At 66.7% G+C, this 15,991-nt stretch carries 8 protein-coding genes; 6 read left to right on the forward strand and 2 right to left on the reverse strand.

Features of this window, described 5'->3' with window-relative positions; all coding sequences use genetic code 11:
- From ACH438_RS45935 to ACH438_RS45945, 3 genes are all read left to right on the forward strand, one after another.
- A partial coding sequence (locus ACH438_RS45935) for an alpha/beta fold hydrolase (RefSeq protein ID WP_397017603.1) occupies window positions 1-1,500 on the forward strand: 1,500 nt, incomplete at its 5' end.
- A 109-nt stretch (window positions 1,501-1,609) separates the two neighbouring features.
- Window positions 1,610-3,004 carry a DHA2 family efflux MFS transporter permease subunit gene (locus tag ACH438_RS45940; RefSeq protein WP_397017605.1) on the forward strand — a complete coding sequence of 465 codons (1,395 nt, stop codon included), beginning with the start codon at window positions 1,610-1,612 and terminating at the stop codon, window positions 3,002-3,004.
- A gap of 26 nt (window positions 3,005-3,030) precedes the next feature.
- Window positions 3,031-4,479 (forward strand): cytochrome P450, encoded by a 1,449-nt coding sequence (locus tag ACH438_RS45945; protein WP_397017607.1) that lies wholly within the window; start codon window positions 3,031-3,033, stop codon window positions 4,477-4,479.
- Between the two features lie 40 nt (window positions 4,480-4,519).
- Here ACH438_RS45945 and ACH438_RS45950 read toward each other — a convergent pair whose 3' ends face one another.
- Window positions 4,520-5,197, reverse strand: coding sequence for an SGNH/GDSL hydrolase family protein (locus tag ACH438_RS45950; protein ID WP_397017609.1), 678 nt, complete (start codon window positions 5,195-5,197; stop codon window positions 4,520-4,522).
- Between the two features lie 287 nt (window positions 5,198-5,484).
- The gene (locus tag ACH438_RS45955; protein WP_397017611.1) at window positions 5,485-6,207 is read right to left on the reverse strand and encodes a helix-turn-helix domain-containing protein; all 723 of its coding nucleotides are present in this window, start codon (window positions 6,205-6,207) and stop codon (window positions 5,485-5,487) included.
- A 74-nt stretch (window positions 6,208-6,281) separates the two neighbouring features.
- Here ACH438_RS45955 and ACH438_RS45960 point away from each other — a divergent pair, with 74 nt between their 5' ends.
- From ACH438_RS45960 to ACH438_RS45970, 3 genes are all read left to right on the forward strand, one after another.
- Entirely contained in the window at window positions 6,282-6,869 is a 588-nt protein-coding gene (locus ACH438_RS45960) for a DUF2867 domain-containing protein (protein ID WP_397017613.1), read from the forward strand.
- Window positions 6,870-6,963: 94 nt separating this feature from the next.
- Complete coding sequence (locus ACH438_RS45965; RefSeq protein WP_397017615.1) at window positions 6,964-15,090, forward strand: type I polyketide synthase; 8,127 nt, start codon at window positions 6,964-6,966, stop codon at window positions 15,088-15,090.
- A complete protein-coding gene (locus ACH438_RS45970; RefSeq protein ID WP_397017617.1) occupies window positions 15,087-15,851 on the forward strand; it encodes a thioesterase II family protein in 765 nt (254 codons plus the stop codon). Before ACH438_RS45965 ends, ACH438_RS45970 begins: the two co-directional genes overlap by 4 nt.
- Window positions 15,852-15,991 lie beyond the last annotated feature (140 nt).

Raw genomic sequence — 15,991 nt, forward strand, 5'->3', positions numbered from 1 at the left:
AATTATGCGGCGGCGAATGCGGGTTTGGATGCGTTGGCGGCGGTGCGGCGGGCGGCTGGTTTGCCGGGTGTTTCCCTGGCCTGGGGACTCTGGGCGGAAGCCACCGGAATGACCGGCGAGCTGGCAGCGGCCGATCACGCCCGGATGGAACGCATGGGCGTCGGCACGCTGTCGGCGCAATTCGGCCTGGACCTGTTCGATCTGTCGCTCGAATCGGATGCGGCACTGCTGGTTCCGGTGCGGCTGGATCCGGTCGCGCTGCGCAGCCAGGCCCGGGCAGGATTGCTGCCCCCGCTGCTGCGCGGTCTGGTGCGCGCACCCGCACGACGCCCCGAGGCCACCGGCGAGACGTTGGCCGAGCGGCTGATGAGCACCGACGCGGCAGCACGAGAAGCTGTCGTACTCGAACTCGTTCAGGCACAGGTGGCCGCGGTCCTGGGCCACGCATCGGCCGAAATGGTCGATCCGGCAAGGGCATTCAAGGAGGTGGGATTCGATTCGCTGGCGGGCGTGGAATTGCGCAACCGACTCACCCGGGTGAGCGGCGTGCGCTTGCCGACGACCCTGGTCTTCGATCATCCGACACCCGCGGCGATCGCCGACTTCCTGCTTGCCGAGGTCGGCGTCGCACCTGCCGTATCGAACGCGGAGGAGCGTCCCACAGCCGGAATTCAGCTCGGCGACGGGACGCTCGGGGCGTTGCTGCGCAATGCGCATGCCGCGGGATCGGCCGCCGCGGCCTTGCCATTGCTGATCGAGGCGTCGCGGTTCCGTCCGGCGTTCGCCTCGCCCGGCGAACTGGGCGGGCGTGACGAATACGTCATCCGGATGGCTACCGGAAGTGACCGGCCGGCGCTGATCTGCGTGCCCTCCTACCTGGTCGGCTCGGGCCCGCATCAATTCATGCGGTTCGCCGACCATTTCGACGGTAAACGCGATGTCTTCGTATGCTCCCTGCCGGGTTTTCGCGGCACCGAGCTCGCACCCGGCTCGTGGCACGCCGCAATCGAGGCATTGGCGGACTCGATCCGCCGAGTCGTCGGCGATACGCCTTACGTATTGGTCGGCTACTCGAGCGGTGGCGTGGTGGCGCACTCCCTGGCCGCTCGACTGGAGGCATCGGGCCGGGCCGCGACCGGTCTCGTCGTCATCGACACCCCCACCCCGGAATGCAGTGCGGCGGAGAGCGATCGGGTCTTCTCACTGGTACTGACCGAAATCCTGGAAGGCCAGCGCGGTACCGGCGCCATCGACGACGCCGACTGGCTCGCGATGGGCACCTATATCCGGCTGCTCGCCGAGCGTGACCGGGATCCGGTCACCGCACCGGCCCTGCTGATTCGAGCGGGTAAGCCGCTCGATGCGAGCGCGGATGTATCCGTTTGGCCCACATGGGAGATCGGTACAGAGTCGGTCGACATCGCCGCCGACCACTTCGGCTTGATCGAAACCGGTGCAACGGCCACCGCTGCGGCGGTCGAGCGGTGGCTCGAGTCCTGAACACGGCCTCCACGTCGAGAAATATCCGTCGAGAAATTCATCGAGAGAAGGAATTCGGAATGCATCCTCGCTATGTGAACCCCGGCACGGCGAGCACGGGGTGCCACGCATGAACCGCGCCGAGCCCAGCCGGGCTCTATCCATCACTGTCGTACTCACCGGTGTCTTCATCTCCGCGCTCGACCTTTTCATCGTCAATATCGCGTTTCCGAAACTCGAGCATTCGTTCTCGTCCGCGAGCCTCAGCAATATCTCGTGGGTGCTCAGCGCCTACGCGATCATGTTCGCCGCGCTGCTGATGCCGGCGGGCCGGTGGGCCGACCAGTCCGGACGAAAGCGGGCGTTTCTGGCCGGTCTCGCCTTGTTCACGCTGGCGTCCGCGGGGTGCGCCGCCGCACCGTCGCTGGGGATCCTGGTGGCCGCCCGCGTGCTTCAGGCCGTCGGCGCGGCCTTGATGATGCCGAGCTCCCTGGGTCTGCTGCTGCCCATGTTCCCGCCGGAGAAGCGGGCGGTGCCGATCGGACTGTGGTCGGCGGTCGGCGGAGTTGCCGCCGCGGCCGGACCGCCGATCGGAGGGCTGCTGGTACAACTCGATTGGCGTTGGGTCTTCCTGGTGAACATCCCGATCGGTGTGGTCTCGGTACTGGTCGGCTGGCGGGTGCTGCGGGAGGTCCGTGAGGAGACCCGCTCGGCCCCTGATGTTTTCGGTGCCCTGGTCCTCGCCGCGACCGTCGCGGTCATTGTCGGGGCGATCGTGCAGGGACAGGAGTGGGGATGGGGTAGTGCTCGTATTCTCGGCCTGATCGCCCTCGGCGTACTCGGTGTCCTCTTCACGGTGTGGCGGATGTTCCGGCACCCCGCACCCGTGATCGAACCCGGAATCCTCAAGATCCGGTCTGTGGCCTTCGCCGACCTGGCAACGCTGTTGTTCATGGGGGGCTTCGGCGCCATGGTCCTCGCATCGACCCTCTTCCTGACCGCGATCTGGCACCATTCGATCCTGCGCGCCGGCATGGAGATCGCACCGGGACCGCTGATGGTCACCGTGGTTGCTGTGCCCGGCGGACTGCTGGCAGCTCGTTTCGGAGCACGAGCGGTCGGGCTGATCGGCGGCATCATCTTCGCGGCGGGCGGGCTCTGGTGGGTGCTCACTTCTCATACCGACCCGAACTTTGTAACCAGCTTCCTCCCCGGAGCCATCATCGGGGGCATCGGTCTCGGCCTCATCCTGCCGAGCCTGTCCGGCGCGGCCACGCTGTCCTTGCCGCCCGAGCGCTTCGCCACCGGTACCGCCATGAATTCCATGTGCCGTCAGGTCGGGCTCGCGCTGGGCATCGCCGTGGTCGCGGCCATCCTCGACGGCCGGCCCGGCGTCTCCGACTTCCACGCCGCCTGGCTGTTCATGGCCGGATGCGGCCTGGTGGGTGGTCTCGTCCTGCTCACCATCGGCGCCGAGCGGCCGCACGTCGAGACCCGCGATCCGGTGGCTGCCGCCGCGAATTGACCGCTTGATACCGAGAAGGAACGAAGATGGACAACAACATTGATTCCGTGCCGGCCGATCGATGCCCGGTCGACCACACCGCCCCGGCCGCGCCCGCATCGGCGGCGGCGCGCCCGGCTATCCCCGCCACCGACCTGCCGAAGGTCCAGTTGTCAACGCTGAGGCAACTTTTCGAATACTGGCGGCGGCCACCCGGCTTTCTCGAGGAGTGCCGCCGGCGTTACGGCAGCCGGTTCGCGGTGAGCATCCGGCTGCCACCGAAGCCGGTGTACCTGCTTACCGACACCGCTGATATCAAGCAGCTCTTCACCGCACCCGCGGACGTCCTGCACACCGGGAACGGCTCGATCTCGATCGAGAAGTACACCGGCGGGTCCGGGCTGGCCTGGCTCGACGAAGACGAGCACAAGGTCCGCCGCCGACTGCTGATGCCGAGCATGAACGGCAAGGCCCTGCGCCGGATCGAGGCGTCGGTGAACGAACTGGCGGACCGTGCCGTCGCGACGTGGCCGCGTGGGCGAGCCATCGAGCTGCACCCGTTGATCCACCGCTACTCGCTCCAATCGATCGGTGAGGTGATCTTCGGGGAACTGCCGAGCAACTTCGACGAGATCCTCGAGGTCATGACCGACATGATGCGGTTCAACGACCACATCATGTCGGTCGTGCCGATCCACAAGTTGCCGCGTCCGCTGTTCATGCTGCTCGAGGCCATCCGTCCGGTGGGACTGCACGATTTCCTGACATTGCGGGCGCGCGCGGACGAGTTGATCGCGCAGGCCATCGCCGAGCGCCGGAGCTCGGGCGAGCTCGGCGACGATATGCTCTCGGTACTGCTCGGCATTACGCACGAGGATGGTTCGCCGTTGAGCGGCACGGAATTACGCGATGAAATGATGACCATCTTCATCGCCGGCGTCGAGACCACCGCGGCAGCGATCACCTGGGCCCTGGAATACCTCAGCCGTGAACCTGCGGTAGTCGAAAGGCTGGTATCCGAGATCGACGCGGGTACTGACGATACGTATCTCATGGCGACGATCCACGAGCTGCTCCGACTGCGGCCGTCGCTGTCGCAGATCATTCCCCGCGAAGTCATGAAGCCGATCGAGATCGGCGGCGTGCGTTACGAACCCGGGATGATTCTGTGGGGCAGCGCCTACCTGATGAATCGGGATCCCGATCTCTACGAGGATCCCGATGTTTTCCGGCCGGAACGCTTCCTGGGAGCCAAACCGGGTACCTACACCTGGATCCCCTTCGGGGGCGGCCGAATTCGTTGCCTAGGCGACAAGGTTGCGATTCTCGAGATGAAGGCTCTGCTGCGTGCCGTGCTCACCCAGTGTGAATTGCGCCGGAGCGACTCGGAGCCGGCCGGCGCCCGCAGTCGCATCGTCGTGGTGCTGCCGGAGAAGCGTGGCCGCCTGGAACTGCGCAGCCGCCGGCGCAGCGCGACAACGGCAGTCGCGGGCTGAGCGTGGTCGGCACCCGCGATCCGCGGGTGCCGACTCCCGGTCAGAGTTTGACGTAGTCCGCGACGGATTCCGCCCATTGCCGGTAACCCGAGGCGGACGGATGGAATCCGTCGGCGGCGAAGAAGTCCGGGCCGACCGGCAGGATGTCGGCAGAGTCGGTCATCGTGGCCCGGGGACGGTCGGCGCATACCTGCCGAGTCACCTCGTCGAAGGCGTTCGCGCGCTCGGCCAAGTAACGCCCGAATATCGCGGGCAGCGCCGGGAAGTCGGAAAACGGCGGGAGTCCGCTCACCACGACCTGATCGGCGCGATCGATCAGGTCGTCGACAATGGCGCTCAACTCCGCGCCCCACTCCGCTGGGCTGCGCTTGCCGAGCACGTCGTTTCCACCCGCAAGCAGGACGGCGACGGAGAGGTTCGTCGCAACCTGGGGGAGCAGCCGGTGGCGGATGCGCCGAGTGGTGGCACCGTGCTGTCCGACCGCCTCCCATTCGACGGGCCTGCCGGTTCGCGCGGCGAGTTCGCGCGCAAGACAGCCGGAAAAGCCCGCGTCCTGCGTATCGACGCCCGCCCCCGTCGCAGTCGACTCACCGATCACCGAGAGGCGCACTGCCGGGCTGCCGGCGGCATCGGCGGTTCCGGTGGTGGGTCCCCCGGCAGCAGGCAGTAGCTGCAGTGTGGAGCGCAACCGCATCCCTTGGATTGCAACGATCGGCATCAGCAAAAGGTTCATGAGATCTGCTCCCGAGTAGTTGTACTGTTCCCATTTCCCCTGCGCGACCAAGGCAACCGCAAGCCGTTTCAGCCTTGTCGCAGAACAGTTTTCCACTGCGAAGCATGGCAGCGGCCATTGCGGCGAGGCAAGGTCCCGCCACACCGGTGGCGGTGATGATTATCACGAGCCGGAGCTGTATCCGGCACGCTCTGCCGGCTCGGCGACATAACGTCGAATAATGCTGCACTACAACTGAAATCGAGCCTGGCCCACCCGGCCCCGTGGTGGCTTCATGCCCGGCTGCCGGGAAGTGAGCCAGGGGTGCGCCCGCACAGGGCGACCATGGTGCGGATCAAATGCGACTGGTCGGCGAAACCGGTTCGGGCGGCGACCTCGGCGGCCGGATGGAAGGGCAGCTGGAGTCCGGCCTCGCACACCTGATGCCACCGGCGCAGTGCTGTGAGCGGGAAACCCATTGTCTGCTGGGACAGTTGCCGTAGACGGCGCGCCGAAAGTCCGATGTGATCGCCCAGCCCGTCGATGTCGATGCCCTCGTCCAGCAATTCGAGAGCGCGATCCAGCCGGGGGTCCAGCGGCGGAGCCGCACCGAGCTCCTGGCGTACGGTCCGGCGCAGGCGCGCCACGTCCAGGCTTTCGGTGGTGGCGGCGAGCAACCTGCGGGTCTGGACGGACTCGAGCGCATGGATGCGTGGCGGACCGGGGATCGTGAGCCGATGCGGATCGATCCATACCGAGGTGAGCCCGGTCGAATGCTCGATTCGGTGAAAGAATCCCGGCGGAATCAGCAATCCGGATCCGGCCACGGTCCGGCCCGTGTCGTCGGCGGCGACCACCTGTCCGCCCCGGGACAGCGCCAGCCGCCAGGCCGGGCGGCGGTGGCGAGCCGAGACGGCCCCGGACTTCTCGCTGTAGCAGGCGAATTCCGCGCACGCGGCGGCGAAGACAACGTTGCCATTTTCTTCAAGACGCCAGGATCGTGGCTGCTCGACCATAGCTTCGATACTCACATGTGGTGCGGGTCGTGCTCGCTATCGGCTCGGTCACACCGGAATGAAGGAGATCCAGTATGAGACTCCAGAGCACTGCCCATACCTCTCGACCATGGCGAATCCATGAGCTGACCGACGATTTCGTTGTCGAGGATGTATGGGCGCTGCCCACACCCGGCGGTCCGGGCGACTTCGGGAAGCTGGTCCGGTACTACACATCCGGCGCCGGTCCGAGCGGCCCAGCTGTCGTGCGGGCGCTGTTCGCGATTCGCTGGAAGCTGGGAGCGGTGCTCCGGTTGGACCGATCCGCCGACGCCCTGGGCACACGCGCGCAGTCACTGCGAGACCTGTTGCCCGACGACCTGCGGTCGGCGCCGCGCGGACCCGACTTCGCGTTCTTCTCCTCGGTGTATCTGCTGGACGACGAGTGGGTAGCCGAATTCGCCAACCGGACGGTGCACGGGGTGATGCACGTGGGCTGGGTATCCGACGGAGCCGAGGACTACCACGGTCAGATGGCGGTTCTGGTCAAGCCGAACGGTGTGCTGGGAAAGCTCTACATGGCCGCGATCGCGCCCTTCCGGAACTGGGTCGTATACCCGGCCGTAATGCGCGGAATTCAGCGTGACTGGCGCGCCCGGGCCGGCGATCCAGTTGTGAGATAACCGATTCCGATCACCGCGAAAGTGTATCTGTTCGAGTGTGCCGCCGATCATGCGATGGAGATTGGTTCGTCGTGGTCGGAAGGGTTTGCAGCTTATGCACATCGATGGAGTCGAACAGTCCGGTCATCGGATCATCGCTGTGGTGGGTGTCGCCTGCCGTGTTCCGGGGGCAGGTGACATCTCGCAGTTCTGGCGCCTGTTGCGGGACGGAGTCGACGCGATCGCCGACGTGCCGGTCGGCCGCGGGCCGGACCTCGCAGAACTGGCGTCGTACCAGCGCGGCGGTTTCCTCGACGATGTCGCCGGGTTCGACGCAGGATTCTTCGGTATCTCCCCGCGCGAGGCCGCGGCCATGGACCCTCGTCAGCGTCTGGCACTCGAATTATCCTGGGAGGCAATGGAAGACGCCCGGACCTTGCCGGCGAGTCTGCGTGGCAGTTCCGCTGCGGTCTTTCTCGGGGCCTCCGGTGACGACTATGCCTCGCTTGTGCAGCGGCACGGAACCGATGCCCTGTCGCATCACTCGCTGGCCGGTCTGAGCCGGGGTGTGATCGCCAACCGGGTGTCGCATCAGCTCGGATTGCACGGGCCGAGTCTCACTGTGGATACGGTGCAGTCCTCATCGCTGGTCGCCGTACAGCTGGCCTGCGAGAGCCTGCGATCCGGCGCCACCGGGCTCGCGCTGGCGGGCGGCGTACATCTGAATCTGGCGCCGGAAAGCACCCTCGCCTTCCACCGTGCGGGTGCCTTGTCACCCGATTGCCGTAGCTACACGTTCGATGCCCGCGCCAACGGATTCGTCCGGGGGGAAGGCGCAGGAGTGGTCGTGCTCAAGCGCCTCGAGGACGCACTCGCCGACGGCAACCGGATCTACTGCGTGCTGCTGGGCGGAGCGGTCAACCATGACGGAGATGCGCAGGCGCTGACCGTTCCGGACAGTGCCGCACAGCAGGCTGTACTACGAGCGGCCTACGCAGATGCAGGTGTGCTTCCCGAACAGGTCAGCTATGTCGAATTGCACGGCACCGGCACTCGCGTGGGCGATCCGGTCGAAGCCGGCGCGCTCGCCTCGGTCTTCGGATCGGGCAGGGACGCCGGGCAGCCACTGCTCGTCGGGTCGGTGAAGACGAATATCGGCCATCTGGATGCTGCCGCCGGGGTCATCGGACTGATCAAGACCGCGCTGTCGATAAAACACGGAGCCCTGCCCGCGAGTCTCAATTTCACCGAACCGCATCCGTCGATTCCCATGGACGAGTGGAAGATACGGGTCAATGACACAACGCGTCCGTGGCCGGCCGGTCGGCGGCTCGCCGGTGTCAGCTCGTTCGGTATCGGTGGCACCAACTGTCACCTGGTCGTCGCCGACCTTCCGATTGCGGCTGAGCCGGAACCGGTACGGGAGTGCGCCGGACCGGTTCCGGTAACGGTATCCGGGGGCAGCGCCCAGGCGTTGCGTGCGCAGGCCGCACGATTGCGCGAGTGGATCCTCGCCGATGCCGATCTGCTGCCGGTGGACATCGGCTACTCGACCGCGACGACGCGATCGGTGTTCAAGCACCGCGGTGTCGTCGTCGCTGCCGATCGTGACGAATTGCTGGACGGGCTTTCGGCTTTGGCGGCCGATGCCCCGGCGTCCCATGTCGTCACGGGATCGGCCACCACCGGATCCGGAGTGGTGTGGGTGTTTCCCGGTCAGGGCGCGCACTGGCTCGGCATGGCCGAGGACCTGTGGGTGACGAATGCGGTATTCGCGGCCGGCATGAACGAGTGCGAAGAACTGCTGACCGGTCTGGTGGATTGGTCGTTGCGGGAGGTACTGGGTGACGAAGCGGCGTTGGCGCGGATGGATATCGTGCAACCCGCGCTGTTCGCCGTGATGATGTCGCTGGCCCGGGTATGGCGCAGCGTCGGTCTCGAACCCGATGCGGTGGTGGGGCATTCGCAGGGTGAGATCGCGGCAGCGTGCGCGGCGGGCATCATTTCGCCGGCTGACGGGATGCGGCTGGTCCTCGCCCGTTCGCAGGTGATCAACTCCGGCTTGTCGGGTCGCGGGGCGATGGCCGCACTGGCCATGCCCGCGACGGATGTCGATCTGGGTCGGGTTTCGATCGGAGCGGTGAATTCACCTGGCACGGTGGTGATTTCCGGCGCTGTCGGTCCGGTGCACGAGATTGTGGCGGAGAGCCGCGCTCGGGGGATTCGCAGCAGGATAATCCCGATCGATTACGCGTCCCACTCCGATCAAGTGGAACTGATCCGGGACGAGGTGTTGCGGGTCGCCGCTGATGTCCCGGCTGTAGACAGTGGCATCACTTTCTATTCCACGGTCACTGCCGGTCCGGTGCGCGGTGCGGAACTGGACGCCGAGTATTGGTACCGGAACCTGCGTGGGCAGGTACGGTTCGCCGAAACTGTCGAAGCGCTCGCGGCTGCCGGTTATGGCGTATTCGTCGAGATCAGTCCGCATCCGGTGCTTACCATGTCGATCGCGGACACGGTCGATGACGTCGTTGTCCAGGCCACGCTGCGCAGGAACGAGGACGAGAACCGGCGTCTGCTGCTGTCCATGGCGGAGCTGTACAGCAAGGGCGTCGCGCTGGATTGGCGTCCGCTTTTCGCGGATGCCCGCCAGATTGCGTTGCCGACTTACGCCTTTCAGCGGCAGCCCTATTGGGTGGCGGGGGAGCCCGCCGAGTCCTCCCCACCGGCACCGGTGCCGGCCCCCGGTGTCGCAGTGGTGCGGTCCGGTAGCCTGACCGAGCGGTCCCTGTGGTCGACGGTTCGTGCGCAGGCGGCCGCGGTCCTCGGTCACGGCGACCCTGAGCTGGTTGAATTCGACTGCACATTCAAGGAACTCGGCTTCGACTCTGTCACCGCGGTCGAGTTGCGGAATCGCCTGAATACCGCCGCCGGTCTGCGGCTCCCGACCTCGGTGCTCTTCGACTACCCCACCCCGAACGCGCTCGTGCGCCATATGCGCGACGAGCTGTCCGGGCCCGGCGCAGACGTGCCCGCCGACGAGATGGGCGCCGTCGGCACCGATGGAATGGGCACCGATGAGGCGATAGCGATCATCGGCATGAGCTGCCGGCTGCCCGGAGGAGTGTCCTCGCCGGAGCAACTGTGGCAGCTGGTGGTCGACGGTATCGACGCGATCTCCGAATTCCCCGATGATCGCGGTTGGCGCAGCGTGCCCGGCGCGGATTTCGCGGCGGCCGGTGGCTTCCTCACCGGCGCAGCCGATTTCGATGCGGGCTTCTTCCGGATCAGCCCGCGGGAGGCGCTGTCGATGGATCCGCAACAGCGTCTGGTCCTGGAGACGGCCTGGGAGGCCCTCGAACACGCCGGCGCGGATACTGCGGCGTTGCGGGGTAGCCGGACGGGCGTCTTCATGGGCGCCATGGCCCAGGATTATCTGCCCCGTCTGCGGGATGTGCCCGACAGCCTCGGTGGCCATGCGCTCACCGGTGGCGCTACCAGCGTGGTGTCCGGACGTGTTGCCTACACGCTGGGGCTGGAGGGCCCCGCGGTGAGTATCGACACCGCGTGCTCGTCGTCGTTGGTGGCGCTGCATCTGGCAGCCCAGTCCCTGCGGTCCAGGGACTGCTCGCTGGCGCTAGCGGGTGGTGTGACGGTGATGTCGACGCCCGGCATGTTCGTCGAATTCGCCCGCCAGGGCGGGCTCGCCGCCGATGGCCGCTGCAAGGCGTTCGCGGATACCGCGGATGGCACCGGCTGGTCCGAAGGCGTCGGTGTGCTTGTGCTGGAAAGGCTTTCGGATGCACGCCGGAACGGCCATCGGGTGCTGGCGGTACTGCGCGGTTCGGCGATCAACCAGGACGGCGAGAGCAATGGGCTCACCGCGCCGAACGGCCCATCGCAGGAGCGGCTCATCCGGCAGGCCCTCGCCGGCGCGAATCTGTCCCCCGCGGATGTCGATGCCGCCGAGGCACACGGCACCGGCACTTCCCTCGGTGATCCGATCGAGGCACAGGCACTACTCGCGACCTACGGACATGACCGCGAGGAGCCGCTGTGGGTCGGGTCGTTGAAATCGAATATCGGGCACACCCAGGCGGCGGCGGGTGTCGCGGGCGTGATCAAGATGGTCATGGCCATGCGGCACGGTGTCCTCCCGCGCTCACTGCACATCGGCGAACCGTCACGACAGGTCGACTGGGCATCGGGCTCCGTGGAACTGCTGACACGGCAGCGCGCCTGGCCCGCCGTCGATCGGCCACGGCGGGCGAGTGTTTCATCGTTCGGGATCAGCGGCACCAACGCGCATGTGATCCTCGAGCAGGGCGACCCCGACGCCGTCCCGGTTCCGCCGGTGGATCCGGCCGGCATTGTCGGCTGGCTGGTATCGGCGCGGAGCAGCCGGGCGCTGGCGGGACAGGCCGCGAAGTTGTCGGCGGCGTTCGGCGCGGATCCGGCGCTCGGCGTGGCCGATGTGGCGTGGTCGCTCGCCACGGAGCGAACGAGCTTCGAACACCGTGCGGTGGTGCTCGGCTCGCGACGTGACGAATTGCTGTCCGGGCTGGAGGCGCTCGCGAAGGGCAATCGCGTCCCCGATGTCATCATCGGCAACGCGTCCGCCGCGCCTGCCGTGGGCGTCCTCTTCTCCGGCCAGGGCAGCCAGCGGCTCGGCATGAGTCGTGAACTGGTACAGCTGTTTCCGGTATTCGCGCAGGCGTGGAATGCGGTGTGCGCCGAACTCGATCCGCTGCTGGACCATTCGATCGATGACGTGGTGGCGGCCGAGCCCGGTTCCGAATCGGCCCGCCTGCTCGATGAGACGGCGATGACGCAACCGGCGCTGTTCGCATTCGAGGTAGCCGCGTTCCGGCTGCTGGAGTCGCTGGGCGTCATTCCCGCTGTGCTGGTGGGACATTCGATCGGTGAACTGGCGGCAGCGCATGTGGCGGGGGTGTTCTCACTCCCGGACGCGGCCCGGCTGGTAGCGGCCCGGGGCCGGTTGATGCAGGCGCTGCCGGGCGGCGGGGCGATGGTCGCGGTGCAAGCGGACGAGGCTGAAGTTCTCGGCGCGCTCGAAGGCCATGCGGAGTCGGTGTCGATCGCCGCGCTGAATGGACCGGCCTCGACGGTCATTTCGGGAGCCGAGGAATCGGTGAGCGAAATCGAGTCGATACTCGCTGCCGGGGGCGTGAAAACGACGAGGCTGCGGGTATCGCATGCGTTCCACTCGCCGCTGATGGAGCCGATGCTGGACGCGTTCCGCGAGGTAGCGCGGTCGGTGAGGTACTCGGCCCCGCACATACCGATCGTCTCGAACGTCTCCGGCACGATTGCCGCGGACGGTGATCCGACGGACCCGGAGTACTGGGTGCGGCACGTGCGCGCGGCCGTTCGTTTCGCGGACGGAATCCGTGCTGCGGTCACGGCCGGCGCCGAACTGTTCGTCGAGGTCGGGCCGGACCGGGTGCTGTCTGCGATGGCGCGGGAAGTCACCGGCGAACTCGGGCGCGACATTCCCGCGGTACCGATCGTCCGCAAGGGGTGGGAAGAATCGCGTTCGATCGCCGATGCTGCGGCGCGACTGCATGTTTCGGGCATTGCTGTCGATTGGCGGGCCTACCTGACCGCCATCGGCGCTCGCGGCGGGCATGTCGATCTACCCACCTATGCCTTCGACCGGCAGCGCTACTGGGCCGAGCCGGCGACGCCGCGCGGTGATCTGACCGATGCGGGCCTGGTTGCGGCCGGACACCCCTTCCTCGCCGCGTCCACCGAACTCACGGCACACGATCAACTGCTCCTGAGCGGTCGGATCTCGGTGGCAACGGACCCCTGGCTGACCGACCACGCGATCTTCGGCCGCACTGTCTTCCCGGGTGCGGCCTTTGCCGAAATGGCATTGCGGGCAATGGCCGACACCGAGTGCCGCGGGATCGAAGAACTCACCCTGCAGGCGCCGCTGACCTTCGCGGACGACGATGCCCAGCTTCAGGTCATTGTCGACGCGGCCGACGAATCGGGCCGGCGGGGATTCGGCATCTACTCGCGTTCGGTATCGACCGGTTCGCGGTCCTGGACCCAGCACGTCGCCGGGTACCTGTCCGCGGAGGGTGGCTCGGTGCCCGGAAACTCGGCCGAATGGCCGCCCCGGGGAGCCGAGCCGGTCGATCTGACCGGTTACTACTCCGAACTCGTCGACCGCGGATACGAATACGGGCAGGCATTCCAAGGTCTGCGTGCGCTCTGGCGCCGGGGCGACGAGCTGTTCGGCGAGGTGCGGCTGCCCGCCGATGTGCTCCACACCGACGCTGGATTCGCCATACATCCCGCGCTGTTCGATGCGGCGCTGCACCCGATGCTGTCGTTGTTCGCCGACACCGATCAGGCGCGAGCGCTGCTGCCCTATTCCTGGTCCGGGGTATCGCTGCATGCGTTCGGTGGTACGGAACTCCGTGTTCAGGTGGCGAGAACCGGTGCGCAGGAGGTCTCGCTGGAAATCACCGGTCTCACCGGAACTCCGGTGCTCTCGGTCGCTTCCCTGATGCTGATGCCGGCCTCGGCCGATCAGTTGACCGGCGGCGGGGTGTCCGATTCGCGATTCGCCCTGGACTGGACGGCAGCGCCCGCCACGCTCGAATCGGCCAGGAACGCAACGGATCTGACTTTCGCACATGTGGACGCGGGTGCGGATCCGGACGTACCGGCGTCGGCGCTGGGACATGCGGGCCAGGCACTGGAGCTGGTGCAGCAGTACCTCCGCGACGAGCAGCCGGACGGGGCGCGGCTGGTGATCGTGACCCGCAATGCGATTGCGGTGAGCGCAGGCGAGGATTCCGATATTACGGTTGCGGCGGTGTGGGGTCTGCTGCGGTCGGTGCAGGCCGAACACCCGGAGCGTTTCGTACTGGTCGATATCGATGATCATGAGGATTCACCGGCTGCGCTGGCGACGGTAGGGCGATTCGATGAACCGCAACTGGCCATCCGCCGAGGGGTGGTATGCGCGCCGCGCTTGGCGCCCGTGCAGTCGGCCCAGCACCGGCCAGTGCTCTGGGACGACCGCGGAACAGTGCTGATGACCGGCGCGACGGGAGCACTCGGCGCGCTGTTCGCCCGGCATCTGGTGACCGAACACGGTGTCCGCCACCTGCTGATGCTGAGCAGACAGGGATCCGCCGCGCGCGGAGCGAACGAGTTGTCGGACGAGCTGACCGCGCTCGGGGCCGAAGTCACGCAAGTTGCCTGCGATGTCTCCGATCGGGCGGCGCTGGCCGAACAGCTCGCTCGTATTCCGGACCGGGCGCCCTTGACCGCGGTCATTCATCTGGCCGGTGTGCTCGACGACGGCACAGCGGAAGCACTGACGCCGCAACGTCTTTCCCGGGTTTTCCGGCCGAAGGTCGACGCGGCATGGTATTTGCACGAGCTGACCAAGGATCTCGAATTGTCGGCATTCATCCTGTTTTCGTCGGTCGTCGGCACGGTCGGCAATGCCGGGCAGGCGAATTACGGCGCCGCCAACGCCTTCCTCGACGCCTTGGCTGAACATCGGCGATCGACGGGGTTACCCGCGACCTCGTTGGCATGGGGCCCATGGGAATTGGGAATGGCGGGCGCGCTGGACCACACCGATCTGACGCGGTTCCGGCGAACCGGCCTGGTCCCCCTCGCATCGGAGAAGGGAACGGCGCTGTTCGATGCGGCACTCGGGGCGGATGCCGTCGCCGAGGTGCTCGCGGTGCTCGACAAGTCGGCGCTGCGGCAGCTCGAGACCGTGCCCGCACTGTTCCGCGGGATGATCGGACCGCGGCGCCGGCAGGCCGAGGAACGGGCGGAATCGCTGCTCGTGCAGCAGTTGGCCGAGCAGTCGCCGGAGGAACAGACCAGTACTCTGCTGCAGCTACTGATCGCCACCGCGGTTCTGGTACTCGGCTACTCGTCGGCCGATGACGTCGATGCGGAGTTGTCCTTCAAAGAGATCGGGTTCGATTCCCTGAGCGGCGTGGAATTCCGCAATCAGATCAAGAAGGACATCGGGATTCAGATTCCCGCGACGGTGATATTCAACTACCCGACACCGATGGCCTTGGCAGAGCGGTTGCGGGAGCTGATGTTCCCGGCAGAAATTCCCGTCGAAGCACCGCAGGCAGATGACGATGTGTACACCACGATCGACGAGTTCGACGAGTTCGACGATATGGACGTCGAGACCCTCATTCACAGGGCATTCGTCGAATGAACATCGCCGCTGCCGAACGGGTGCGCTGGATCCGGACCTTCCGCGCCCCGGAAACCTCCTCCGTCCGGGTGGTCTGCTTCCCGCATGCCGGCGGCGCCGCCACCTACTTTCATCCCCTCACTGCACGTTTGGATGCGTCCATCGAACTCCTGGCAGTGCAGTATCCGGGCCGCCAGGAGCGACGTGGCGAATCGCTCATCGATGACATCGGCGTACTCGCCGACCAGGTGGCCGCGGTCCTGCCTCCGGACGGCAAGCCCACGATGTTCTTCGGACACAGCATGGGAGCGACCGTGGCTTTCGAAACGGCCCGGCGCTGGGAGATGCTGGGCCGCAGCCCGATCCGGCTCATCGCCTCCGGCCGGCGCGCACCCTCGCTACGGGCCCGCCACACCATCGCCCTCGACACCGACCGTGACGTCCTCACCGAGATCGAACGACTCAACGGAACCGACACCAGACTGCTCGAGGACGAGGAGATGCTGAGCGTGATCATCCCCGTCATCCGCAATGACTACCGGGCCGTCGAGGCCTACCGCTGCGCGCCCGGTGCCACTGTCGGCTGCGCGGTACTGGCGGTACGCGGCGCGTCGGACCCGCGTGTCACGGCCGCCGATATGGAGCGGTGGCGCGACCACACCACAGGATCGTTTGCCACCCACACCTTCTCGGGCGGGCATTTCTATCTGGAATCGCGGTTCGAGGAGCTCGCTTCCGTGATCGAAGGCAGCCTGACGGATCGACCACGGCAGGAGTCGTGAACCTATGACCGAACACACCGTTGCCGCCGCTGCCGTCGAGCGCATCGATCCCCGTGACCCGCTGGGTCGGTTGCAGCGCTTCTTCGATCCCGGAACCGTTCTGCCCCTGCATCCCCGCGACAAGTCGGGTGTGCTCGCCG

It is taken from the genome of Nocardia sp. NPDC020380 (genome assembly GCF_044386975.1).
GTDB lineage: Bacteria > Actinomycetota > Actinomycetes > Mycobacteriales > Mycobacteriaceae > Nocardia.